Annotated in this window: 22 protein-coding genes and 1 pseudogene; 8 read left to right on the forward strand and 15 right to left on the reverse strand. The window is 57.9% G+C overall.

Annotation, left to right across the window (positions count from 1 at the left end):
* Positions 1–19: 19 nt before the first annotated feature.
* The 8 genes from tssH to tssA form a co-directional block, all read right to left on the reverse strand.
* The gene (gene tssH, locus ACTJLA_RS14525; RefSeq protein ID WP_440841471.1) at positions 20–2,620 is read right to left on the reverse strand and encodes a type VI secretion system ATPase TssH; all 2,601 of its coding nucleotides are present in this window, start codon (positions 2,618–2,620) and stop codon (positions 20–22) included.
* A complete protein-coding gene (gene tssG / locus ACTJLA_RS14530) occupies positions 2,607–3,635 on the reverse strand; it encodes a type VI secretion system baseplate subunit TssG (protein ID WP_440841472.1) in 1,029 nt (342 codons plus the stop codon). Before tssG ends, tssH begins: the two co-directional genes overlap by 14 nt.
* On the reverse strand, positions 3,599–5,386 hold the full coding sequence (gene tssF, locus ACTJLA_RS14535) for a type VI secretion system baseplate subunit TssF (protein WP_314544598.1): 1,788 nt from the start codon (positions 5,384–5,386) through the stop codon (positions 3,599–3,601). Before tssF ends, tssG begins: the two co-directional genes overlap by 37 nt.
* 385 nt (positions 5,387–5,771) lie before the next feature.
* Positions 5,772–6,881, reverse strand: a complete 1,110-nt coding sequence (locus ACTJLA_RS14540) for a PAAR domain-containing protein (protein WP_233098221.1) — start codon at positions 6,879–6,881, stop codon at positions 5,772–5,774.
* A 10-nt stretch (positions 6,882–6,891) separates the two neighbouring features.
* The gene (gene tssE, locus ACTJLA_RS14545) at positions 6,892–7,299 is read right to left on the reverse strand and encodes a type VI secretion system baseplate subunit TssE (protein WP_105226455.1); all 408 of its coding nucleotides are present in this window, start codon (positions 7,297–7,299) and stop codon (positions 6,892–6,894) included.
* A gap of 10 nt (positions 7,300–7,309) precedes the next feature.
* A complete protein-coding gene (gene tssC, locus ACTJLA_RS14550) occupies positions 7,310–8,785 on the reverse strand; it encodes a type VI secretion system contractile sheath large subunit (RefSeq protein ID WP_236455106.1) in 1,476 nt (491 codons plus the stop codon).
* A gap of 25 nt (positions 8,786–8,810) precedes the next feature.
* Positions 8,811–9,317, reverse strand: a complete 507-nt coding sequence (gene tssB / locus ACTJLA_RS14555) for a type VI secretion system contractile sheath small subunit (protein ID WP_105226457.1) — start codon at positions 9,315–9,317, stop codon at positions 8,811–8,813.
* A 33-nt stretch (positions 9,318–9,350) separates the two neighbouring features.
* Positions 9,351–10,916, reverse strand: a complete 1,566-nt coding sequence (tssA, locus tag ACTJLA_RS14560; protein ID WP_294204518.1) for a type VI secretion system protein TssA — start codon at positions 10,914–10,916, stop codon at positions 9,351–9,353.
* Between the two features lie 638 nt (positions 10,917–11,554).
* Here tssA and ACTJLA_RS14565 point away from each other — a divergent pair.
* Positions 11,555–12,166: pseudogene (locus ACTJLA_RS14565) on the forward strand (type VI secretion IcmF C-terminal domain-containing protein); the annotation flags it as partial.
* 51 nt (positions 12,167–12,217) lie between these two features.
* Positions 12,218–13,540, forward strand: coding sequence for a hypothetical protein (locus ACTJLA_RS14570; RefSeq protein ID WP_314544587.1), 1,323 nt, complete (start codon positions 12,218–12,220; stop codon positions 13,538–13,540).
* A 128-nt stretch (positions 13,541–13,668) separates the two neighbouring features.
* Here ACTJLA_RS14570 and ACTJLA_RS14575 read toward each other — a convergent pair whose 3' ends face one another.
* Together ACTJLA_RS14575 and ACTJLA_RS14580 are read right to left on the reverse strand one after the other, a co-directional pair.
* Positions 13,669–13,896 (reverse strand): hypothetical protein, encoded by a 228-nt coding sequence (locus tag ACTJLA_RS14575; protein WP_054895720.1) that lies wholly within the window; start codon positions 13,894–13,896, stop codon positions 13,669–13,671.
* Positions 13,897–14,116: 220 nt separating this feature from the next.
* On the reverse strand, positions 14,117–15,085 hold the full coding sequence (locus tag ACTJLA_RS14580; protein WP_314544583.1) for an AraC family transcriptional regulator: 969 nt from the start codon (positions 15,083–15,085) through the stop codon (positions 14,117–14,119).
* 101 nt (positions 15,086–15,186) lie between these two features.
* Between ACTJLA_RS14580 and ACTJLA_RS14585 the strand changes: the two genes are divergently transcribed.
* Entirely contained in the window at positions 15,187–16,437 is a 1,251-nt protein-coding gene (locus ACTJLA_RS14585; RefSeq protein WP_440841477.1) for an MFS transporter, read from the forward strand.
* A 40-nt stretch (positions 16,438–16,477) separates the two neighbouring features.
* On the opposite strand, the gene yecR is transcribed toward ACTJLA_RS14585, so the two are convergent.
* The 4 genes from yecR to ACTJLA_RS14605 form a co-directional block, all read right to left on the reverse strand.
* Complete coding sequence (gene yecR / locus ACTJLA_RS14590; protein ID WP_089042627.1) at positions 16,478–16,780, reverse strand: YecR family lipoprotein; 303 nt, start codon at positions 16,778–16,780, stop codon at positions 16,478–16,480.
* Between the two features lie 741 nt (positions 16,781–17,521).
* On the reverse strand, positions 17,522–17,806 hold the full coding sequence (locus ACTJLA_RS14595) for a glutathione S-transferase N-terminal domain-containing protein (protein WP_294204513.1): 285 nt from the start codon (positions 17,804–17,806) through the stop codon (positions 17,522–17,524).
* A gap of 68 nt (positions 17,807–17,874) precedes the next feature.
* Entirely contained in the window at positions 17,875–18,477 is a 603-nt protein-coding gene (locus tag ACTJLA_RS14600; RefSeq protein WP_089042630.1) for a glutathione S-transferase, read from the reverse strand.
* 11 nt (positions 18,478–18,488) lie between these two features.
* Positions 18,489–18,875: a hypothetical protein gene (locus tag ACTJLA_RS14605; RefSeq protein ID WP_089042631.1), complete on the reverse strand. Its 387-nt coding sequence runs from the start codon at positions 18,873–18,875 to the stop codon at positions 18,489–18,491.
* 145 nt (positions 18,876–19,020) lie between these two features.
* Here ACTJLA_RS14605 and ACTJLA_RS14610 point away from each other — a divergent pair, with 145 nt between their 5' ends.
* The 3 genes from ACTJLA_RS14610 to ACTJLA_RS14620 all read left to right on the forward strand — a co-directional run bounded on the left by ACTJLA_RS14610 (position 19,021) and on the right by ACTJLA_RS14620 (position 22,088).
* Positions 19,021–19,920: a LysR substrate-binding domain-containing protein gene (locus tag ACTJLA_RS14610; RefSeq protein WP_314544573.1), complete on the forward strand. Its 900-nt coding sequence runs from the start codon at positions 19,021–19,023 to the stop codon at positions 19,918–19,920.
* A gap of 46 nt (positions 19,921–19,966) precedes the next feature.
* Positions 19,967–20,170: an SDR family NAD(P)-dependent oxidoreductase gene (locus ACTJLA_RS14615; protein ID WP_181197099.1), complete on the forward strand. Its 204-nt coding sequence runs from the start codon at positions 19,967–19,969 to the stop codon at positions 20,168–20,170.
* A 208-nt stretch (positions 20,171–20,378) separates the two neighbouring features.
* Positions 20,379–22,088: a polyurethane esterase gene (locus ACTJLA_RS14620; protein ID WP_440841480.1), complete on the forward strand. Its 1,710-nt coding sequence runs from the start codon at positions 20,379–20,381 to the stop codon at positions 22,086–22,088.
* A 305-nt stretch (positions 22,089–22,393) separates the two neighbouring features.
* On the opposite strand, the gene ACTJLA_RS14625 is transcribed toward ACTJLA_RS14620, so the two are convergent.
* Positions 22,394–23,668 (reverse strand): glycoside hydrolase family 68 protein, encoded by a 1,275-nt coding sequence (locus ACTJLA_RS14625; RefSeq protein WP_057978089.1) that lies wholly within the window; start codon positions 23,666–23,668, stop codon positions 22,394–22,396.
* A gap of 288 nt (positions 23,669–23,956) precedes the next feature.
* Here ACTJLA_RS14625 and ACTJLA_RS14630 point away from each other — a divergent pair, with 288 nt between their 5' ends.
* Together ACTJLA_RS14630 and ACTJLA_RS14635 are read left to right on the forward strand one after the other, a co-directional pair.
* Complete coding sequence (locus ACTJLA_RS14630) at positions 23,957–24,178, forward strand: PLDc N-terminal domain-containing protein (RefSeq protein ID WP_003190416.1); 222 nt, start codon at positions 23,957–23,959, stop codon at positions 24,176–24,178.
* Between the two features lie 14 nt (positions 24,179–24,192).
* Positions 24,193–24,708, forward strand: coding sequence for a hypothetical protein (locus ACTJLA_RS14635; RefSeq protein ID WP_105226467.1), 516 nt, complete (start codon positions 24,193–24,195; stop codon positions 24,706–24,708).
* Positions 24,709–24,715: the final 7 nt, after the last annotated feature.

Raw genomic sequence — 24,715 nt, forward strand, 5'->3', positions numbered from 1 at the left:
CAGTTGGTCGATTGCAGGTTCAGGTGAACTCACAGGCTACCGCTCCCTGGGCATCAACGCTGGCGTGTACCTGCTGTATCGGTTGACCACCGGCCATGGCTGCGAGCAGGCGGTCCACGATCTGGGGTTGCAGGTGTTGATCAATCAGGGCATCGATCAGGCGGGCGCCGCTGGCTCCATCGGTGCATTGCTGTGCGAGGTGCTCGATCAGGTGGTCGCTGTAGCTGAAACGCAGCTTGCGCGACGTCAGGCGTTCACCGAAGCGATTCAGTTTCAGTGCGACCAGGGCGTGCAGCACGTCGCCCGCGACGGGGTAGTACGGCACAACCCGCATGCGCGCCAGCAGCGCCGGTTTGAAGTGCCGAACCAGGGTCGGTTGAATCAGCTGTTCCAGGTCTTGCGCGGTGGGCGGTTGACCGCTGGCGCATCGGGCGGAGATCTGCTCGCTGGCCAGATTGGAGGTCATCAGGATCAGGGTATTGCGGAAGTTGATCTCGCGCCCCTCACCATCGTTGGCTACGCCCTTGTCGAAGATTTGGTAAAACAGGTTGAGCACTTCGGGGTCGGCTTTCTCGACCTCATCCAGCAACAACACCGAATAGGGCTTTTGCCGAACGGCTTCGGTGAGCATGCCACCCTCGCCATAGCCGACATAACCGGGTGGTGAACCGATCAGGCGCGACACGGTGTGCTTTTCCTGGAACTCGGCCATGTTGATCGTGGTGAGGAAACGCTCGCCGCCATACAGCAGGTCAGCCATTGCCAGCGCGGTTTCCGTTTTACCCACACCACTGGGGCCGACCAGCAGAAACACGCCGACCGGTGCGTCGCTGCGATTGAGACCGGCGGCATTGGCCCGCATCGCCCTATCCAGCGCGTTGATCGCCTGCGGCTGGCCGAGCACGCGCTGGCCCAAGGCGTGGCCGAATTCGGCGACGGCGCTGTTGTGCTCGCGCGCCAGGTGGGAGAGGGGCACGCCGGTCCAGTGGCTGATGACCTCGGCCACCAAGCGCGGGCAAACCTCGTGGCTGACCAGGCGTTTGTGGTGCTGGCTGGTGGCTAGTGCCGACTGCGCTTCGAGTAGCTGTGCTTCAAGGTCTTCCAGCGCCGATGATGAATGCACTTCACTGGCGGGGGAGCGACGTAGCGCGGCGCATTGCTGGCGCAGATCCAGTAGCTTTTTTGCCGCCTCGCGCTGGGTCACCCATTCTGCTTCCAGGGCCGTCACTTCTGTGGCCGTAGCATCGAGCTGCTGATGCAACTCGGCTAGTACGTGCGAGTCGGTTGTCAGCCCAGCGTCATGGTCGCGCTGCAACGCTTCACGTTGGCGTTCACCTTCGGCCAGTTCATTGCGTAGGCGCTCAAGCAGTGAGGGGGCTGCAGCGAGGCTGATGCGTACGCGGGCGCAGGCCGTGTCGAGGACATCGACCGCCTTATCGGGCAACTGCCGGCCGGACAGGTAACGTGCTGACAGTTCGGCGGCGGCCACGACCGCGTCATCGCGCAGGTAGACGCCATGGCTCTGCTCATAGAACGGCGCAAGCCCACGCAGAATCGTAACCGCCTGCTGGACGGTGGGTTCATGTAGCTGAACGGGTTGAAAGCGTCGTGCCAGGGCGGGGTCTTTTTCAAAGTACTTCTTGTACTCACTCCAGGTGGTCGCTGCGATGGTGCGCAGTTCTCCGCGTGCGAGCGCAGGTTTGAGCAGGTTGGCCGCATCTGAGCCACCGGCCTGGGCGCCTGCGCCGATCAGGGTATGGGCTTCGTCAATGAAGAGAATGATTGGCTTGGTAGCATTCTTCACCTCCTCAATGACCCCTTGCAGGCGCCGTTCAAACTCGCCCTTGATGCTTGCCCCGGCCTGCAACAACCCCAGGTCCAGCGTTAACAAGCGCATGTGCCTGAGGGCCTCCGGGACCTCTTTGGTCGCAATGCGCAACGCCAGCCCTTCGACGATGGCGGTCTTGCCCACGCCTGCTTCGCCGACCACGATGGGGTTGTTCTTGCGGCGACGCGAGAGGATATCGATCATCTGCCGAATCTCGTCATCCCGGCATAAGACCGGGTCCAGCTTGCCCTCAACCGCTTGCTGGGTGAGATCGTGGGCGAAGCGTTGCAGAGCGGAGTCGGCGGCGACAGAAGTACCGGAGGCGGCGGGCGTCAGAGCGGGGGCCGTAGCCTCAGCGTACTCGCGAAGACGTGTCGCATTCAACCGCGCCAGGAGCGGTTGGTATTGGCTGCCGGCATACCGTTGAGGGTTGTGTAATAAGGCCAGCAGCAATGCCGCCTCGCCAATGTAGGGTTGGCGCAGCTCCAGCGTGGCCAGCATCAGCGCATCCTGCAGCCATTGCACCAGTTCGGTGGAAAATACCGGGTTGCGGGATTCGCTCTGGCCGCTGGTGGCATGCAGCACCCGCTCCAACTCACCGGGCTCTATCGCAGCATCCTGCAGGGCGCGAACGAGCATGCCTTGCGGGCGTTCCAACAACCCCAGCAGCAGGTCCTCGATAAGAACTTTCTGGCCTCCGCGTCGTATGCAGCGCTCGGCACTGCGTTCCAGTTCAGCTTTGCAATCGGCATCCAATGCCTGGACCAGGTGCTGCAGATCAACGTTGATCATCGGAGTTGTCCTCTAGTGCGCTATTCAATGAAACGATGCCGTCGGCGTGTTCATGGCCCAACCAACTGGTCCAGCCCAGATGGCATTCGTTGTCTTCGCCAATGCGTTGTTCGTGGATTTCGTCGGGGCGTAGCTGCAACTGAATGTCGTAGCTCAAAGGGTCCCGTATGGTGAATCGCACCAGGGCGCACAACGGGCGGTAGTCGTCGCCGATCGGCAGGTAGGCGTGCAGTTGGTCCCAGCGCAGTTGGCGGATGTGCACGCGGAATCGGCTGCCGCCATCGACGGTCTGCTCGCCCAGCACAGCTGTCTCGTTCAGTTGATGGTTGGCTCTTCCCAATGCGTTTTGTTGATCCAGGGGAATGGCGACCTGTCGCACCAGGCACTGCTCGATGAACAGGTCGGCATGCTTGAAGTAGTAGCGCAGCACTGACTCGATGAGCGCGGCGGAATGGGCACGCAGGCTGAGCAGCCCTAGGTAGGGAAGCAGGCGTTTCCAGTTCAGTTCCGAGGTTTGGCGGATGCGCTGCCCACCTAGCCCGATCAAGGCAAACAGCTGTTCGGACAGAGGGTCGCGAGCGCCTGCGCGGAACCGGGCGTGGTAGCGGTACTTCTGCCAGATAGGCAGCAGCAGGCACTGCAAACGGTGGTTGATCAGGTTGAGGAAATCACGGGTGCAGCGGCCGCCATCACTGTCGGCCAACGCCTGTTCACTGTAAAAGGATGGCAGCGGCGATCCCGCCCCGAGCAGGCTGACCAGGTTGATCCGCAGCCGGGCACGTGAGACGCCTTTCTCGGTAAAAAACTGCACCTGATCGATGTCCCGGCCGGGGAAACCCATGCTGGCATTGGCCTGAAATTCTAGGCGCTCGTACAGTGCCTCATCGCTCAGGCCCGGGGCCGCTTTGGCGAGTTGAGTCAGCACCTGCTGTACGCCCTGGAACAGGCTGTACTCGCGGATCGCATGGCTCAAGGGCGTTAGAGCAGAGGCTGTTGCCCCATGCGTGGCGTCCATACGTAGTCCTCTCCTTGCTTGCTGTGTACGTGCAGTTGATGGAAGGAGTTCAGGCTGGCGTACAGCGCGAAGAACTCATTAAGTACCGAGGCGAACAGGTACAGTTCCCCCTCGCTGCGGTAGCCACTTGTGTCAACGGTCAGGTGGGTACGCACGCCACGTATGGGCAGGCCGCGGTAGAGGCGATCGGTGTGCTGGTGGCGGATCTCGATCAGGCTGCTCATCAGTTGGCGGCTGATCTTCTCGGCGTACTTGTCGTAGTAACGTGGCAAGTCATACGTTTCGAGAATGACCTTGAGGGCCTCGACGTTGGCCAAGGACAAATAGTTGAGCGACATGTTGCTGATCAGCTTCCAGAGGAAGTCACGGTGCAGCGGTGGGGCATAGCAGGGGGTGATCAGGCCAATGTTGCGAAAGCTCAGCGAAGAGGGCGTTCCCACACACGGCAAGCAGATGGTGCCGTCACCCAACTGGCTGGGGAGGTTCTGATTAGTGCAAGTCAACTCGACCGAAATCGTCTCGCTCTGGCTGGCATCGCGCTGGCCGAAACTCAGATAGGTGTCCAGGCGGCCAGCTACCATCGACGGCTCCTGGCGTACGCTGTAATGAGGCCTGGCTCCCGGACCATCGAAACTGGCATCGTGCTCGAAGGACTCAAACAACGCATATTCGGTGTACCCCGCGTTGCCGGGCTTCCAGCCAATCACTTTGTCGACCGAAAACACACCGAAATGCTGAGGATCCTGCGTACCGGGGAGCACGCGGTAACGGTCCTGTTTGCCATCAAGCCGGATTGGTGCGGCATCGTCGCAGAACAGGTTGACGATCGGTGTGCAGTACAACCGGATGTTGTCCACGGTAGGCTGCACGCGCTGGGCACTGGCGCCAGTCAGGGTAAAGCGCAGCTCTAGACCCTGGGCCTGCTCGATCACGTCCTTTGGGTGTGTCGCCAGAACATCCAGCCCTTCCAGGTCGATAAACAGAAACTTCTCGGGGAAGGCGAAATACTCCTGCAGGTGCCGATATCCCCGGAAGGTGTTGAGCGGGTAGGGCACCAGCGCCTCGTTTTCGGCAAAGCCAACCGGTTTTACGTGCTCGCGCTGCAGGATGCTGTTGTAGGTATTGCCATTGCTGTCTTCGAGCGGTTGTCCCATCGCGCTCAACAGTCGCAACTGCACGCTGTCTAACTGTTGCAGCAGGCTCAGGTAAAGCTGTTGGCTGATGTAGCGTTCACCCGTCAGATGCAGGCGTAAGCGCTTAAGGTCCAACTCATGCAGGTGGCCTTCGCCGCACAGGGTCAGCCGCAGCGACAGCACTGCGCCTTCACCGGTGACCGTGTACTCCAATCCGCTCAGCGCCAGCGGCAAAACGTCGGTGTCAAAGGCTGTCTGGAAGCGGCATTGCACTCCCTGCAATGGTGTGGACTGCACTGGTGTATGGCGCGGCACTAGCTGCGCGGGGCCAGCGCGGGTCAGCGGGTCAAACTGCAGCATGCCGAACGCGGGCAGCGGGCGCATGTAGTTGGGCCACAGCAAATGCATCAGCGAATGCGTCAGTTCCGGCAGCTCGTCATCCAGCTTTTGCCGCAAGCGGCCGGTCAGGAAGGCGACGCCTTCAAGTAGCCGTTCGACATCGGGGTCACGTCCACTTTCTGCCAGGAACGGCGCCAACGCCGGGTTGCGCTCGGCAAAGCGTTTGCCGAGTTGGCGCAGGGCGGTGAGTTCACTTTGGTAGTGGTGGTTGAGTGACATCTGTACTTCCTGCCGTTCTAAGTCGTAGGGCAATCAAGTTGTAAGTTGGGATTAATTTGGTCGGCCTTTCACAGTGCTACACCAAGTTTCATAATTATTTTTATCAAAGTATGGGCACGTATTCGATTTTGAAACATAGATGTAAGGTATGTCGTCGTCGTGTGAAAAATAGTAGTAATTTTTTTTGTCTTTTCCGTATATCCAGTTGTTGGATGAGCCTTGGTCAATGATGTAGGGGTCAAAAAATAGGATCGATGATTCGGCGGGGATGAAATTGCTTCGGTCCGTTAAGAGCATGAATGTATTTGAGAATAGATTAGTGAGTGTAATGAGCATTGATATTGCATAGAGCGTGAAAGCATAAAAAATGCGTTTGGTTGTGATTTTATTTTTCATAAAAATATAGATAGTCCGTGCCTTTGTCTGCTCGTTCTAGAAGTGCGATAGCGTCGCGCCCATATTTTCTTGCATCTTTGCCAGACCCGTTGTAGGCGGAAATAATGTCCCTAAGTTGTACCTTGTCGACCTTTGCGTTATGGCATAGCTGCCCAGTGACTCGATCAATCAACTCTCGCAAGTGCGCTGCGCAGTAGTAGAGATCAGCTTTCCAATCGTCACCAGGGATTCGGGTATCTTGGTTGTAATCAAATATTCGGTACTGAACTTCAGGTGGCATGGGAGGCTTGTTGTAATTGAATTCTATATATTTCACGGCATTTCTAAGCGTTGCTCTGCTCATGTTTGCCAAACCACTTGAGCTGGCGGAAACCCTGTCTGGGAATAGGTCAAATATCAACTCATCTGTAATCGCAGAGATTGTCGTCAGGGTGCGCTCGACGAATTGGGCAATCTTCAGAAGAGTACCTGCTTTGGGCCAGTTTTCTTGTTGAATAATCACAGCCAATAAAACGTGTGGGATGCCGTGGTACTCAGCGGCTGAACGCACCCAACTGCGAATTTCGCTAGCGGGAAAGTAGATCTTGAAGGCTTCGTGTGCTTCTGGAACATAGGGCATCAAGGGGAATGGAGAGGGGATATCTCCTGAATAGCTTGGAATACTGTCGTAACCATAAATTTGTGTGACTTCGGTGCCGCTACACTGGCAAGGTTTTGGTGATGGTTTGGGTGACATTAAGGAGTCTAAATATTCGGTGAGTTTGTCGTGTTGCTTTTGGGTAGGTGGACTCGCAAGAAGATTGATCAGCGACGTGTGTGAATTCTCTTTGGAGGGTGAATCTCCGATTAGTACGGTCCTGGACCCACTCATCACGACATTTCCAGCACTGCCTTCACTGTCCACCATTACCGCTGCTTTTCCATTGATCAGCACTGTCAAACTCAGCTGATCGCACAGCTCACTGCCGCACTCGGTCGTATCGCCTTCGCGCGCTGCCGGCAGACCGTCGAACAGAACATCGGGAGAGCCGCTATCAATCAGATTGCTGTCGCCATCGGCGGTTGGGTCGCCCTTGCGGGCCGCAGGTTTTGCAGACATCAGTAGTTCCTCAGCGTAGGGTGACCTGGCCACTGCCATCCAGGTTCGCAGCAAATTGAACAGGACGTTTGTCGCCTTCAACCTCCAATAGGCCGTAGATGCGAAAGCTCAACGACAAATGGTGGTGGTCGCGGGGTAAAGAGGTCACCTGAACCTTGCTCAACCGCGGTTCATAGCGTTCGATAAAGCGTTCGATTGCCTGACGTGATTGGCTCAATGCGTCATGCAGGCTCAGGCGCATGTCGTTGAGATCCGGCAGCCCGTAGTCAGGCAGGGTTTGCACGCTGCCTGCGCGGGTACTGAGCATTTTCGCCAGGTGCCCGGCCACCGAGGCCGTGAGATCGGCCTCGTGAGACTGGCGGGGAGCCTGCGCTCCGCTGCTGTTCAACCGCTCAAACAGGCTGCCGTATCTCGACATGGTGGTGCTCCTATTCCTTGTCCAGCTTGCCGACCAGCGATAGGGTGAAGTCGGCACCCATGTACTTGAAGTGCGGACGTACATTCAGGCTGACCCGATACCAGCCCGGCTCACCCTGCACATCGCTGACGCTGATCTCGGCAGCGCGCAAAGGGCGGCGGCCGCGCACTTCGGCGCTGGGGTTTTCCTGGTCGGCGACGAACTGGCGGATCCACTTGTTGAGCTCTGTTTCCAGGTCCGTACGTTCCTTCCACGAGCCGAGCTGTTCGCGCTGCAGCACTTTGATGTAGTGCGCCAAGCGGTTGATGATGAACAGGTAGGGCAGTTGAGTGCCGAGCTTGTAGTTCAGCTCCGCCGCCTTGCCTTCGTCGCTGTTGCCGAAGTTCTTCGGTTTCTGAACCGAGTTGGCAGAGAAGAACGCTGCGTTGTCGCTACCCTTGCGCATGGTCAGCGCAATGAAACCCTCTTCAGCCAGTTCATACTCGCGGCGATCAGAGACCAGTACTTCCGTTGGAATCTTGGTTTCGATCTCGCCCATGCTCTGGAAGTGGTGCAGGGGAAGGTCTTCCACGGCGCCGCCGCTTTGCGGGCCAATGATGTTCGGACACCAGCGAAACTTGGCAAAGCTGTCGGTCAACCGGGTACCAAATGCGTAGGCGGTGTTGCCCCACAGATAGTGCTCGTGGCTGTGCGCGACGTTTTCCGCATACCCAAAGCGTTTGATGGGGTTGCCTTCCATATCGTAGGGTTGGCGCAGCAGGAAGCGCGGCGCGGTCAATCCTGTGTAGCGAGAATTTTCCTCCTCGCGAAAGCTCTGCCATTTGGCAAATTGCGGGCCGGTGAAGTGGTCTTTCAGGTCCTTGATGTCCGGCAAGCCGGTGAAGCTTTCCAGGCCGAAGAACTTGGGGCCTGCAGCTGCAATGAATGGCGCGTGCGCCATACAGGCGACCCCGGAAACGTACTGCAGTGTTTTGATATCCGGTGCGCTGGGGTCGAAATAGTAGTTGGCAATCAATGCCGCTACAGGCTCGCCGCCGAACTGCCCGTACTCCGCGCTGTAGATGTGCTTGTAGAGACCCGACTGAACCAGCTCGGGGCTGTCTTCGAAGTCGTCGAGCAGGTCCTGTTTTGACGTGCTGAGGATTTCCAACTTGATGTTTTCGCGAAAGTCGGTGCGATCCACCAGCAGCCGCAACCCACGCCACGCCGATTCGGCCGCTTGAAAATCCGGGTGATGGAGGATCTCATCCATCTGTTCGCTGAGCCGCGCATCGATCTGCGCAATCATGCGGTCGACCATGGCTTTCTTGACTGGCTCGCCACTGTTCTGCGGTTTCAACAGTTCTTCGATAAAGGCTGAAACGCCACGTTTGGCAATCAGGTAGGCATCGTCATCCGGTGTCAGCCTGGTTTCGGCAATGATGCGATCCAGGATGCCGACGTCGGCGGTGCTGTGTTGTTGGGCTTTGGCGGCTTGAGTGCTCATGAGTACTCTCTTCCTTGTCGGGGGATCAGGCGTCCGTAGTAGGGCGGGCGGCTAGGCCCAATTCTTTGAGTACGCGTTCACGGCTATCGCCGTCGTCCAACACGCTCTCAATGGCTTTGCGGAATGCCGGTGCATTGCCCAGGGGGCCTTTCAGCGAGACCAGGGCATCGCGCAGCTCCATCAATTTCTTGAGTTCAGGAACCTGTTCAACCAGTTGGTCGGGATGAAAATCCTTCAACGACTGGATGTTCAGCTGGACGGCCAATTCGTCGTCGCCCGCATCCTCTTGAAGCCGGTTGGGCACCGCCAGGGTCAGTTGTATTTCCTGTTTGGCGAGCACATCGTCAAAGGTGTTCTTGTCGATGCTGATGGGTTTGCGGTCCTCAATCCGGCGCTCGTCCTGACGCTGGGTGAAGTCACCCAACACCATCAGCTTGAGCGGCAGTTCGGTCTGTTCTTGCGCGCCTCCGGTTGCAGGTTTGTAGGTGACGTTGATACGTTCCTTGGGGGCAACTGAGCCTTCTTTGGCCATGTCCATTCTCCATCGCGGGGTTGATCCGAGGGGTTAGTCGAGCACCACTTCAACATCGAGGTGGCACAGCCTTCGGTGAATTTCTTCTTTGTGCTCGCGCACTTCGTGGTTCTGCGGCAGCAGCTCGCAGCAGGTATGCAAAAGATTGAGTACGTCCAGTACGAGGTCCGGCTCCCAATCATTCAGGCCGCTGTTGTGCAGCAACGTGTCCAGGGCATTGAGCTGGACCCTGGCCAGTTCGTATTTCTTGGCATGGAAGCTCAGGCGCGCGAGCGTCAATTGCCAGAGGAAGTGTTCGCGACGGTTCCCGGCCATGCGCATGTCTTTTTTGAAGTGCTGAACGGCAGCTTTCAGGCCTGATGCCTGCAGGGTGGGGAGGGCGTCCTGCAAGCTTTGCTCCCACGGTGCAGTCGTGTCATCACCATTTTTGGGGTGAAGGTCAGGCGGCGGCTCATTGGCTTTCAAGTGGGGAAGGACGGATGCGCGGATCCACAATCGGGTTTGCGGATCGGCGAACGGGGTGCCGTCGTGAAACTGTAATTCCTCCAAGCCGGGAACGCGCTGCAGGAACAGGGCCAGCTGGATTTCCACTTCACGCATGGCGTGTTCTGCCTGCAAGGCCTGAAGGCATTCCCAGGTTAAGCGTTGCCCATCCAGCCAGAAGGGAGAGCGGGCCGTACAGGCTTCCAGCTCAGTCATCAGGTCGGCGTATTGCCGTTGGGCAAAACGCTCCTGAAAGTCGGCCAACTTGTCGATGGGAACGCCACGCAGTGCCGTGACCTTCTCGGCGTTGTGTTCTGGCAGGGTATCGATAGGCAGCCAGAGTAGCGTTCGGCCCAAGCGTAAAGCTCGAATGTCGCTGGATTTTTGTTTGAGCCAGTACAGGCACAGTGGCCGGGTCTGATCCTGAAGCGTGCGAAGGGTTTTATGGGCGGTTTTTTCATTGTCCACCGGTGCCCCAGGCGTGATCAGTTGTTCCGCGACGTGCTTCACCTGGGCGAACGCGGCACCCAGGGTGCCGGGCTCTGGATGCCCTTGACTGGCCCGTGTAAGCAACTCATCCAGGCGACGACATAGCGGAAGTAACAGAGGTGCCCCTTCGCCCAAGTGATGAGATAGCGAGCCCTCAATGGCGTGTAGGTCGTCGATCAATTGGCGAAAAAGCGCAAGCTGCCCGGCGATGGCGACCTGCTCAAATTGGATTTGCTCCAAGCGCAAGCACAACCAACTGACGGCCGCTGCCCGCGTGCGCGGCTTCTGCGGGTGGATCTCGTCCCAATGGTCGCTGATGAGATAGCGAAGCATGGCGAGGCCAGCTTGCAGGCCTTTATAGGATTCGCACTGAAACAGGCTCCACGCCAGCCATGCTACGACGCGCAGGTCTTTGGACTGCGTTTCAAGGAATGTTTCGCTGCGTTCGCGAACCAGCTTCCAGTCTGTCTGCGCTGTCTCATGAAATGTGGCTTCGCGCCCCACTTCGCTTTCGAGTTCTTCAAACTCTGGACAATACCGTAGGTCACTTCCCACAAAGTCATCGGACGAGATAGCGCACTTGGCTAACTGCAAGTAATGAGTACAGAGCGGATGGGCGTGGTTCACATTATATCGTCCATGATGAACGGTTCGGTAGAAAGTAGCCGTGTTGACTGATTTTTCTTGCTTTGGGTGAGTTTCTAGCCCGTGGCGAATTTTGCATCTCAATGTGAGAACAATACTTGCCGGAATGCAATATAAGTAGCAAGTAGGACCGATCCTTGAATTTTGTGTGAGATTTTTCTCTGGTTTCGTAAGTCTTTTCCGAAACAGCTCTAGCTAGGGCTTTGCGTGGCTTCGTTGATTTCGCTTTTATTTGTGGGAAGTCACGTAATACTGCGAACTTGGAACAAGTTGCATGGTCTTTTTGCGCTATGGTGTGATGAAGTTCTGAGCGCATGCTGACTGCAGGCAATAGTTAATTTTCTGCGCCTGCGGGGCGGTTTAATCATGTGTTGTGTTCATTAACTTTCTATTTGTAGGAAGTGGACGACAGTTGTTTCTTTCTACTTTGGTTTGATCAGGTGAAGGAGGGGTGATGGAGTCGGTTAAATCGTTGCACTATTCCGCGCATGCACTGGAGCAATTCAAGCAGTCGACCCTCACGGTCAGGAAAGAAATGCCGGGGATCCGCGCTGCTTATATGACCGTCGTGTCACTGCTGCAAGAAAGTGTGAAGTTAATTCTCCCAAACCATGCTGATCCAATACCTGAACGTGTTCCTCAAGGACAACCTCGATGCCCTGTACTCCGACAGCCTCGGCGGCTACCTGGTACGCAGCGACGTGCTGGAGCAACTGAAAAAGGCCGAGCGCATCCGCGAGACCTTCTTCAACCATCGCGGCCATCTGGCCGTGCAACTCACCATCGAACCCCTGGCCCTGAGTGCCACTCGCCTGAGCAGCATGCTCAGCGTCGACGGCCAACTGATCCCCTACCAGCACGGCGCGCCACAGCGCACGGGTCTGGTGTGGCCCAACAGCCTGGGCAACAGCAATGGCAGTCAACTGACTCTGGTGCATAGCACCGGCAACACCGCCAGCCTGAGCTACCGCGGGCCGTGGTCGTTGTTCCGGCTGCTGAGTCGCGGGCACCTAAATGGCCGTACCGACACCAGTGTGGACCTGACCTTTTCAGTCGCCGATGGGTTGATGCGTTATCGGATTGGAGCGGAGAAGGCTAATAACCCGATTACACAGCGCAGTTTTGAAGGGTTTGTATTGCCCAGGACTCTGTTGGAAGAACGTCAAATAAAGAAAAAACCGAACAAGGTCGAGAGGCTCGCCGCAACAGCTCTCACCTATGAACGCCCATAAGTCAGCGATGACTGGGTGCGAAATAATCACACGCGAAACAGGACTGCTTACATGGCAATCAAGCTGCAAATTTTGACCGAAGACCCTAAAGAAGTTGAGCTGATCGAGCGGTACTGGGCTGTCGATGAGTCAGGGCAGTACCTTGAAAAAGTGAGCGCTCTGACGGACGTTATTGAAATGGCCCCAGGCGTTACACTCGCCAGCTTCGTACGGCAACGTTGCAATGCATTCGATGATAATCAGGTCTGTCCCAAGTGTGCGGAACTGATCGAAATCAAAAATCGCTCAGAGGCCAAAAAGGTCCCTCAACGGTCCACGAAGCTTTGTACGCTTTGTCAGAACGACCATGACGCCATTGCGCTTGAGGCTAGAAAGACCAAAGCCGCAGAGCTTGAACGGCAGTTGGCCGAATACGTACGCAAGCAGTTAACCCGTACGGTGGACTACTCAGCGGTCCCGGATAATCAGGTGGTGCTTCTGCTGGCGTTGGACAGGGCTGTTACCCCAAGGTTGACCAATGGCGGCTTCAGACCGGGTGATTGTCGAGGGCTGGCGCCTCGATATGTCGATGACTTCATGCTGCAATTGCGTGAGGCTGGGCTCGTCCTTGATGACCCCAGTAAAGCAAGCCCGGGCACCTACTATTGGGAGGGCGATGAGATTTGGGTGTTGAGGGACCAGGTTGTCTATCGTTTGGCACCAGATGTCGCATCAAGGCGTGCGGACGAGGTCATTCGTAACCTGTCGGATAGGGTGTATACCGATGCTGACGGGCTGTTCAACCTGTGGCTTGATTACGCAGTCGCCGATGTCATGCGCTATCTGGACGCTCAGTGCGAACTCTATAACCATGATCTGTCGGAACAAGAGCTGGCAGAAATTAAAAGTACTATGCGCGCAGCTTTGCATACCTACAGTGTTTCACAGCTGTGGTCGGTGGCCTGGAAGGTTGTCAGGGATGCCGCAAGTTTAGCTAACCGCGAGTACTACAATCGCCCCAAAGCGGCGGCGACCATTCCTGGAAAGATTCGGCGGAACTTGGAAAAGGTGCAGCGAGAGTCAATTGAACTCAAGACTTGGAGCCGCCCGGAACAACATCCTGCAGGCACACTGGGGATGGTGTTAGGCGAGATTTTGGGTGTTGATGAAGATACCCCTGGCCATAGGGTCTCGTCCCTTGTTGCCTGGCTCACAGGGCAGGCGTGTTCTCCCAGCGTCGAAGCAGCGCTTGATGAACCGATACGCGAACTGATGACCTTGGCGCTGTCCCACGATGTCGGCTCTTCAGTGATGCTGCGGTTCGCGGAGTTGATTCGTGCGGGGCATGACGTTGGTTTTGCTATTGAAGAAATTGGTGAGGCGCTGCGCTCGTAAAGGGGGCAGGGTGCTCGATCTGGGGCTGCTCAATGAGGCCGCGTTCTGCCTGCCCCCCCATGGTGGTGAACAAACCGATCGCCAGCGTTACGCTGATGGCGCGTGAACGTACCTTCATGAGGGAATGCTCAGGCAAGGCGTGGCCGCAGTTTTTTGGTCATGCGCGCGCACCTTGTAATCTGGTTGAACTGCACGTAATGGGCTTGCGCCGTCCATTCCTCGACCAGGATCAAATACTCGGCCGGCGGATTGATCTGGCGCAGATACCCGCACAGCAGGCGTGTGCGTCGCGCGTTCATCGGCTGCTTTAATGTCAAGATGACGTTGTCTGCGGCGCGGCATTCAGTGATCTCCATGACTGAGCCTCTCATCGAGTGCTGGCGGCAAACGTGCAGGCCCAGGATCAGAGGCTGGGATTCTTGCCGCGTGGCGTTCATTCTCAGGTGAGTCGTCGCAGGCGTCTACTGTCATACTTGACAGTCCTTTAGCCGGTGTTGCACTGCCGTGACCCATTACTCGACGTAACGGGCGTTAAATGATTCAGAGACACAGATCCTCGACTACGTGCGCTCAGCGTCAAGTAACAATGGGCTGCCTCACCTTGCGACTTAACCCCGGTGTCTTGCCCGTAATGCGTTTGAATGCGCGACTGAAAGCGGCCTGGGATGTATAGCCCAAGCGCTGTGCTACCTCTTCGATCGGCAGCCTTTCGAGGGTCAGCCACTGGCTTGCGAGCCGCATTCGTAGTTCGGTGACATAGCGCAGCGGCGTCATGCCAATCGTCACCTGGAAGCGATCCGCGAAGGCTGAGCGTGAGGTATTGCATTGCTCTGCCAACTGGGCAACGGTCCAGTCGCGGCCCGGTTGTTGATGGAGCGCTAGCAGCGCACCTGCCAAGCGTGGATCGCGCAAGGCGGCGACCAGGCCAGAGGCATTACCGCAAGCGCACTCCACCCAGCCGCGAACGACCATGGCGGCCACCACGTCGGCCAACCGCGCGAGGATACCGGCGAAGCCCACACGTGCGGCGCTGACCTCGCGTTCCATGGTGGTCAGGATAGGCACCAGTCCAGGGTAGCGCTGGCCGCCGGCATCAATCAACATCAGGCCCGGCATCAGTTTGCCAAGGCCATGGATACTGCCCAGTTCAAACTCCATGCAACCACTGAACAAAATAGTGCTCGGCGTTGGGCTGGCATCGGTTGCGGTGTGCACCGCGCTCACGGTGTCACCGAGGGGGACGCTGTCTAGACCGTCGATGTCCTGAACAGGTGCGTCCGCATGGGAAGACAGTTGATGGGCGGCGCCATGGGAGATGAACACGGCGTTGCCGGCAGACAGCGCGTAGGTGGTGCCGTCCGCCATTCGCAGCACCGCATTGCCGACCGCCATGAAATGGAACCAGGCATGCCCAGGTTTTTCAGCGAAGCCCAAACCGAAACTCGGACTGGCTTGTATACGCCGGTATTCGACGCCACGCAGGCGCATACCGCGCAACAGCTCGTTGATGAGATCCGAGGAAAGAGCAAACTGTTTTGCAGACATTGTTCAGGTGTTTTAGTCAAAAAGTAGAGGTTTTTGATCATAGATCATCCAGTTTCCGGCGCCTAGACTGCGGCTTGAAATGAAGACTGGAGATCCCTGCAATGACTGACTGTATATGTAATGCCGTATCCAACCGCCATCCCGGCGCCTTCTCGGAGGCGGAGCCTGCGGCCCCCGCGTGGATGGCGGTCTTCTCGCTGGCAATGGGGGTGTTCGGATTACTGACCGCTGAGTACCTTCCGGCCAGTTTGTTAACACTGACGGCGACTGATCTGGGAGTGTCCGAAGCACTGGCTGGCCAGGCGGTAACGGTGACAGCAGTGGTAGCGCTGTTCGCCGGTTTGTTGGCGCCAGGCCTGACCCGCGGTATCGACCGACGTTGGGTGTTGCTGGGGTTTTCAACGCTGATGGTTGCCTCCAATCTTCTGGTCGCCGTTTCCTCCAGCTTCGCGGTGCTGTTGTTGATGCGCATCTTGCTGGGGATTGCCCTAGGCGGGTTCTGGAGCATGGCTGCGGCGGTGGCGATGCGCCTGGTGCCGAGTGCTTTGTTGCCTCGGGCGCTTTCGATCATTTTCAGCGGGATTGCTATCGGGACGGTTGTTGCCGTGCCGCTGGGCAGCTATCTGGGTGGGCTATACGGCTGGCGCAGTGCGTTCTTTGCAGCGGCGGCGGTAGGCATGGTGACCCTGGCTTTTCAGTCATTGACTTTGCCGCGCCTCGCGCCGCGCCGGCCGACACGTCTGCGCACCGTTTTCGAAGTGTTGCAGCGCCCGGGCATCGCCATGGGGATGTTCGGTTGTGTGCTGGTGCATAGCGGTCACTTTGCGATGTTCACCTATGTTCGGCCATTCCTGGAAGGCACTACCGGCATCGGCCCGCAAGGGCTGTCGCTGATGTTGCTGGGGTTCGGTGTGGCGAACTTCTTCGGCACGCTGTTGGCTGGCAGGCTGCTGGAGCACCACCCGCTGGCCACTCTGGTGTTAATGCCTGCGCTGGTCGGGGTTGCAGCACTGGCGTTGGTGCTGTTGCCACCCTCGTTGCCGATGCAGGCAGTACTGCTGGCAATATGGGGCTTGGCCTTCGGCGGTGTGCCGGTAGCGTGGTCGAACTGGGTCGCCAGCGCGGTACCTGATCAGGCGGAAAGCGCCGGGGGCATGGTGGTGGCATCTGTGCAGTCCGCCATCGCCACGGGCGCCGCCGCTGGCGGTGCAGTGTTCAGCCTCGGTGGCAGCGCGGGCGTATTCATAGCGGCAGCGGTGCTGATGCTGCTGGCTGCGTTGCTGATTGCGCTGCGTGTCCGGGTCCCTTCTGTCCATGGCGTTCGCGAGTCCACGCCCGCATTGCACCTTTGATTCGGTTTTCCAAACTGCCTCGTTGCGCTTTGGGTGGATGTCACATTTGGCACCGATAATCCTGAGTCACGGTGGTTTCCAGGCAATGAAATTGCCCCATCGTTCGGCACACGGATTTCTCCGCACCTTCGCGTTCTGCGCGTGCGTAGTCCCAAAACTGGCAGCGCCCCGTGGCGATCGCCAAACCTTGGGATTCCCGGATTTGGCCGAGCTCGAATGGCGTATGTACGTAGGAGAGTTGGACCAGCCCATCGGACGGGTTGCCGCCGGTAGCTTCCCAATATTTCGGCGTGACGCAGCCTGCAAAGAGCGGTAGGGCGATGGCGACGATGACGGGTTTCATTGTCGAGGACGATCCTTTGTTGGTGAAAATGACGTTGGTAGGCTTCGTTTTTTGTTCGCCAGCATCAACGTAGAGAGCGAAGGCGGCCCAAATTTGACTGACTGGTAACCACTGGGCAGCAGCGGTTCGCCTGCATCGGCCTCAAACCCGACAACCTTCCTGTCCTGATCCATGGTGATGGACAGGATGCAGTGATTCGGGTTATTGACCGTCGAGCAGTTGACCAGACGGCCTCTGGAGGTCGCGGCTTTGAGTTCAGTCCAGCGCCGCCCAGGAAATTCTCCTTGCGAATGGCGGCGGCAAAAAAATCTGCGCCGTGCCGCCTGTGGGAATCATGATGGGAAAGGGACTTGCCCCACGGCGGCGGAGTCTAGAAGCGCGTAAAGAGCCCGACAATCACCTGGAGGAAATCGAGACGCAAGCTACGGTGGACCGTGCTGGGGCTGACGGAAATCGGCTACAACCCAAGCAGTTATAGGGCTCTGCGACGCTGCTACCGATTGCGGCGCAGGGCTTTGCGATCAATGTATTGGCGCATGAGCAACAACTGCTGAGCGACCGCTTTGCGACGCCGACCGCGGATAAGTTCAGCCAGGTGCCTTACGCAATCAACCAAAACCACAATGTGTGGGTCTGGTTCAGATAGCGCGTAGCCGAGTACCCATCGGGTTGGGGCAACTGATGATGGAAGTGGTAACTCTGCCCAGTCATCGGCCCCAGGCTGCTGACTTGCCAGATCAGTCACTGCATCACTTGCCAGCGTTGTACGGGCGATGTGCCGCCAAAACGTGCGTGTTTTTCCGCCAGGTATAGAAGCACCGCGGCAGACTCCACCACCACTTGCTGGTTGTCGTTGTCCAGCAGCACCGAGATTTTGGCGTGCGGGTTCACCTGCAGATACGCGGGAAGGTGTTGTTCATCGCCGGCGAGATGGATGTGGCAGATGTCATAACTGACCGCCAAGGCCTCCAGCATCAGCAGCATTTTATAGCCATTGGCGGTGGGTGAGAAAAAGACGGTGTACATAGAGGCCGTTCATGTGAGCGCAGGGCAAAGAGCCGGCAGGTGCCGGCTCGCGGTACGTTGCAGGGGGCTTATGCGATGGGGTATCGCTTGAAGGCCGGGTGTTCCTCGAGCCTCCCAGCATGGCGCTGCAGGTGCGGGAAGGCCTCGGCGTTAATCACTGAGGCCACTGTGAACTGGCTGAACGACCAGGCCACTGCTGCGCTGATGGCACCTTGGGTCAAGCCTGCATCCGGCGCATGGGCCAGGCGTTTTTCCAAGGCTGAGTAGGCGGCCAGCAACTGGCCGGTTACTCGGTCGAGCCAGGGCTCGTGGAGTTTTTCTGCGGGGCGCAGGTTATGTTCGTACACGATCTGTACGGTTTTCTCACAGGCAGCAAGGGCGAGGCCAATCAACTGCAGGTCTTGGACGCGCGCGCTGGCTTGCTGTGGCAACAGCTTTCTATCAATCGGGGCCGACGCTTCGAAGTAATCGAGAATCAGGCTTGAGTCCATCAGTACGGTTGAATCGTCCAGCACCAGGCTGGGCGCTTTTACCACCGGGTTGATGCTGGCAAATTGTTCGTAGGTGCTGAATACCGAAAGTGGCTGATGCTCAAAGTCGACGCCGTAAAGATCCAGGGAAATTGCTACGCGGCGCACGTAAGGCGAGTCCAGCATGCCGACCAGTTTCATGAAACCTCCATTTACGTCAGGGTAATTTTCAACGTGCAGTGGGGATGCTTGAGGTACTTGTACAGGTTGAACAGCAGCCCCCAGGCGCGGGGGGTGGCCTCGTGGTCGGCCAGGTACAGCGCAATTTCCCCTTCGCCTTCCAGCAGTATCAGGCCCGGCGCAAGGCAGGTGAAAGTCCCTTGTTCCAGGCAGACATCAATGCCTTGGGACGTCATCCAATGGCGGCCCTTCAGCGCGATCACATAGGCCTGCTGCTCCAGCCAGAAGGAGAGTAGTTGATCCTTGGTCACCAGCCATTTCAGGGCATGGCGCCCCTGGCTCATTTTCGTCAGTAATACCTGCGGGGCCTGGTTGAGGCGGGTGGTCCGGAGGCTTGGTTCCATGAGGGTGGTTTTCATCGAAGACGCTCCGCTGTTCTCGAGGTGACGGTGGAACGCAAAGACGCCCGTGGCTGGCAGGAATTGTTAATTTGAGGTTACTTTAACGTTGGTAAAGCCCTCAAAATATCGATAATTTTTACCAGAACAGGTTAGCTGAGCTTACATGAGTGCATTTCCTCCATTGACCTGCCTGCGCAGTTTCGAAGCCACTTCCAGATTGGGGAGCGTCACCCTTGCTGCCAAGGAGTTGCACGTCACGCATTCTGCTATCAGCCAGCAGATCAAGGTGCTGGAGGAAATTGTGGGGTTGACGCTATTCGTGCGCGAAGGGCGCGGCTTGCGAGTCAGCGAGGATGGGCGCCTGTATGCGTTGCAGATCCGCAAAGCGCTGGGCGACATCGCCGAGGCCACCCGATTGATCCAGGCACTGCCCAAGATGGGGGAGTTGGTGGTAGCGGTTCTGCCGTCGTTCGGCCGGTCCTGGCTGTTACCGCGACTACCGGGTTTTCAGCAGCTTTACCCTGATATCAGCATTCGTCTGCAAGCCAGCTTGACCATCTCCAATCTGCATCAGGAGTCAGTGGATATCGGCATCCGCATGGGCAAGGGGGATTGGGAGGGCGTCGAGCAAAAGCTGTTGTTTCATGATGAAGTCGTTGTGGTTGCCGCCCCTCATTTCAATGGTGGGCGCCTGCCACAGACGCCGCAGGAGGTGGTCGACAGCACCATCATCTACAACACTGAGTCCTGGTTGTCCTGGTGCGAGGCTGCAGGTGTCGAGATGGGCAGCGAGCGCAAGGGTTTATGCAGCAATGACTCCAACCTGGTGCTGGAAGCCGTTCGCCTGGGGCAAGGCATCACGCTGGAGCGGCGCAGCCTGGTGCATGACGCTGTCGAGCGGGGCGAACTGATCCAGCTGTGTGACGTCAGTGCACCGTACGCGTACCCCTATTGGCTGGTGTGGCCACCCAGGGAAAGTTCGGAAGATAAACAACGCGAGTTCTCCCATTGGTTATCGGGGGAAGTGGAGCGTTACCTCGTGCAACTGAAAAAAAACACCTGACGGAGGTACTGCCCGAAAGGATCTGTCTCTGCAAGAACGCCTGGTTGTGGTCGCGGGCGGCAGCTCGGGGATTGGCCTGGCATGCGCCCGGGCATTCGCCGGTGAAAGCGCCCGAGCGGCGATCGTTTCAAGGTCGCAAGTGCGGCTGGAACAGGCGCAACGCGAGTGCGAGCGAGCGGGCCTGCAGGTGCATACCTTTGCCAGCGACCTGACTGACGCCGACCAGGCACAGACGCATCGAGAAGGGTAGTTACATCAACGTCGACACAGCCGACTATTGGGTGATTGAGAACACACGTTGATCGACGGCATGCACCTGCGCACGGATGAGAGGGTGATTTGATGAGCATTATTGAATTTCTAGGTAACCCTTGACACTCCCCAGCGCCGCGCACTCAATCGACCCCGGCTGTGCGAACTGATCGCCATCTGATAGTCATTTGAAAGGGGCGAAGGGCATGGGCGTTTTCGATTACAAGAGCATGAGGGGCGAGCAAGCCAAAGCGCTGCTGGACAACGCCTTGGCGTTGTCCGAGTACGCTTATGACTCCACCGGCAAACCCCTGGCCACCGGTGGCTGGGCGCCCATTGGTGCGCAAGCGTTGGGCGTGACGCAGAACGTCGACAAGCAAGGCACCTTTTGGGGCGAGACTGCCTTGGCCCCTTCGGCAAACGTCGAGACTCTCGGGCAGTACGATGGGGGTGGCAGGCTGATTGCCATGGGCATTGCCTTTCGTGGCACGTCCTTTGGCTTGACCTGGGATGGCGCGGGTGACGTGGCCAGCGACCTGGCAGCCGCTGCACTACCTGGATACGCCGCCAATTATGCCAAGTTCGCCTTCAGCGCCTTGTTCGAGAACGTCGCCCGTTATGCCGCGAGCCAGGGGCTGAGCGGTAAGGATATCCTGGTCACCGGCCATAGCCTCGGCGCGCTCGGGGCCAACAGCCTGGCGGCCTTGAGCCCCGATTATTGGGGCGGCTTCTACCAGGACGCTCACTATGTGACCTTCGCTTCACCTACCCAACGTTCAGGTGACACTCAGGTATTGAATATCGGCTACGAGAACGATCCGGTGTTCAAAGCCATTGATGGAAACGGCATCAACACCTCGGCGCTCTTCTGGGGTAACGACAGGGGCTGGGATTCGGCCGCGAACAACCTCGTCAGCTTTACCGATAATTACGCATCGTTCTCGGCGCATTTACCCAATAGCCTCAATTGGGGCGTCGCCAAGGCCCACTCCCTGGACGGTTATATCCAAGGCCTGGGGCGCATCGCGTCCTCGCAGTTCTATGACTTGACCGACAAGGACTCGACCATCGTGGTTTCCAGCCTTACAGAGGCTGCGCGTGGAACCACCTGGGTAGAAGATCTGAACCGCTACGCTGAAAAACACACCGGCAATACCTTCATCCTCGGCACCGAGGGCAACGACCTGCTCAAGGGCGGGGCCGGCAATGACTTCCTGGAAGGCGGGGCCGGTGATGATCGTTTTCGCGATGACGGTGGCTACAACATCCTGCTGGGCGGGCAGGGCGATAACGTCTTCGAACTCCAAAAACCACTGGCCGGCTTCAGCTTTGCCAATGATGGCGATGGCACGCTGTACGTCAACGACGCCTATGGTGGTATCAGTATGACTCGGGATATCGGCGCGCTGGTGAGTAAGGAGACGTCCTACATACTGTGGAATTCAATTCCGTGGGGTTCTCACGACATCACCTATACCGTAACCGGCCAAGGCCTGCTGGCCGGAACAGCCTTGACGCACTACGTGCCCTCAGTCAACGGCGATGTACAGGATAACGTTCTCACCGCTCATGCAGCAGGGGAGTGGTTATTTGGTATGGGCGGCGACGATCATTTGATCGGTGGGCAGGGCAATAACGTGTTCGTTGGCGGGGCGGGCAATGACCTGATGGTGTCGGGCGGTGGCAGCAATACCTTCCTGTTCAACGGCCTCTTTGGTAATGACCGGGTCGAGGGGTACCAGGCCAGCGATAAGCTGGTGTTCATGGGTATCCCTGACTTGGGACAGCAATACGATTATCGCTCCCATGTCTCGATGTTCGAGGACAACGCGCTGCTGTCCTTCGGGGACAATTCTGTGACGTTGGTTGGCGTGAATATGACTCAGTTGAATGGGGCGGGGATTTATATTTCCTGAATCTCCAAGCAACGGTGATGTGACGCTGGATCTGTGGCGAGGGAGCTTGCTCCCGTGACGGCTTGTCAGCCTAGGCGTATCTACCTTACTCCCCACATTTGGATCGCGGCGTGTCAGTGAGATCAGCGTCTGCTGTCAGACCGCTACGGGAGCAAGCTCCCTCGCCACAGGTGCGGCGCACCCCACCTCACTGGCGACATCCTTGTAGCCAGTGAGGTGGGGTAAGTTGCATCAGACGGGATATCTCGATGCTATCCACTACGGGTTTGTCATCGAATTCAAACCCGTTGTCTTACAGCCTCCGTTTACTTGAGCGTGACGTCGAGCATCGGCGGGATGTAGCCGTAGTCATACTCGGCGACTACGAACGTTTGCTGCCCTTTGATCTTGATACCCACCGTCGGTGCCTCGGTGCCCCCGATACGGATCTGCGTGCCGGTGTCGTCAGTCGGTACGCTGTCGATAAAGGAGGTCACCAGGCCGTTGGGCATGACGCAGTGCGAGTAGGTCTGGAACGGTTGGGAGGACGGGTTGCCCAGTACCAGGCCAGAGCCGTTCAACGGCACATACGGGCCGAACAGCGAATCGGCGACGAAACCGTACACCCCGTCCGGGCCGGTTACACCGTCGGCGTAGGTGAAGGTGTGGCTGATGGTGAACAGGTAGTACTTGCCGTCCTGGAACACGAAGTGCGGGCGTTCGGTCTGGTCGTTGACGCCGACCGCGGTCAGCAGCGGTGGGAGCATTTCCCAGTCGTCGCCGTCTTCGTCGCGGGCCACGGCGATCCCGACGCAGGCGGTCTGGAAGCGCGAGTTGCCGACCTCTTCATAGCCGGGTGGCACGTCGCCGATTTCGGCTTTACCGACCTTGTGCGAACCGCGCTCGCCGGCCACGTTGCCTTCGAACAGCATGTACAGCTTGCCGTCTTTCGGGTCGCGGAATGGCCATGGATCGCGAAAGCCCCAGAAGGCGTTTTGCGCTTCGGTCTGGTACATCTTGCCGTCCGCCTCGAACAGCGGCTTGACCTTCTCGAAGCCCACCAGGCTGACGCCGTGCTCGGTGGTCACCACGCGGCCACGCACCTTGACGATGGTCGCGCCGGGCGTGACGGCGGTGTAGTACAGGTCCACTTCGCCTTGTTCGTTCAGCAGGATCGGTGTGCCAGCCCATTCGCGCACGGTGGGCGAAACCCCTTCAGCCATTACCCGGCCGCCGAGTTTCCAGTCTTTGCCGGTGCGGGAGAACCAGTAGTACATCTTTGCCCGGCCATGGCGATCGTTCCAGTCGCGGATGACGTCGTAGTTACCATTCTGATCGAGGTATTGCGGGTCGTTCGGATGGCGATCCGCAGTGAGGGTGAAGATCACCGACCAGCCGTCGACGGAGGTGATGTTGCCGTCGATATCACGCAGCGGCATGGTGTCCCAGATAAAAACCTCGTCACTCAATACCGGGAAGTTCGCACTGACCAGCGGCTGGGTGGTGGTGGGGTCGTCCGCATGGACTTTGAGCGCATCGGCGCGGGTCCACAGGCTGGGTTGATGGGGTGTTTTGCCAAATTTCGAAGGGGTGCTTTTCATAGTAAGCCTCGTCCATGAAGGGATTCAAAATACTGTATTTATATACAGTTATTTGAATTTAGAGGACTCGCCGCTATGGGTCAAGGTTAAAAATGCACTTGTGCATAATTCGTGCTTTTTCCACGGCTGATACGTTTCAGCTTGTCTTGTTTAAAGCGGTTCGTTCCTGAATGGATCGGCGAAGTTGTCCGCATGATGGCGGCAAACCAAGCGCCAGGCAGAAAGCCCAAAAATAATGAACCCTGCCTGCGCCTGCGCACCAAAAGTTACATAACCTGGAGGTGCATCATGCAAACCACTTACTTCTGGATAGGCCTGGCAGTGATCCTCGTACTGCTCGACGCGTGGATCATCAACAGCATCTGGCGCAGCGATAACGCATCGGCCAGCAAGGCAGGCTGGAGTGCTGTCGTCGTGGTACTGCCGTTCCTGGGCGCCGCGATATGGGCGATTGCCGGCCCAAGGGGTGTTACCAAGGGGCCGTCTTCTCCCGAGCACAGCAAGGGCTGAGTCCGGGCCGCGCTATGAACAACCCAGACCCCGACGACTTACAGAGCCGCAACTACCCGGTACCGGAAGATATGGCCTTGCAGCGCAAGGTCTGGCGCTTTGAAAGGGTGGGTTGGTACGCGCTGCTGGTGCTGATGGGGCTGAGCCTGGCGGGCCTGTTTTCCAGCGGGCCGCTGAGCACCCGCGAAGTGCGCAGTGCCGATGGGCAGTTGCGCGTGGAGTACCAACGCTTTTTGCGCAATGGCGCCTCCGATGGGCTGGTGATTCATGTGCAAGGCAAGGCCCAAGAACCCCTGGAGGTCGAGTTGAGCGGTGAGCTGCTGCGCGGTTTCAATATCGAGATGCTCCAGCCGCAGCCGCTCAAGGCCAGGGCGGCCGGGGAGGGTGTAAGCGTCTGGATGCTGAGTGACAGCGCCGGCCAGGCCGTGTTGTACCTGACCTTGCGCAGCGACACGGTGGGCAGCGTGGATACCCAGGTGTCGCGACCAACAGGGGCGTCCGTGCGCTTCTCTCAGTTCATCTACCCTTGACCGTCAG

The organism is Pseudomonas sp. 22072 (assembly GCF_052046095.1).
In the GTDB taxonomy this organism is placed as follows: Bacteria; Pseudomonadota; Gammaproteobacteria; order Pseudomonadales; family Pseudomonadaceae; genus Aquipseudomonas; species Aquipseudomonas paracarnis.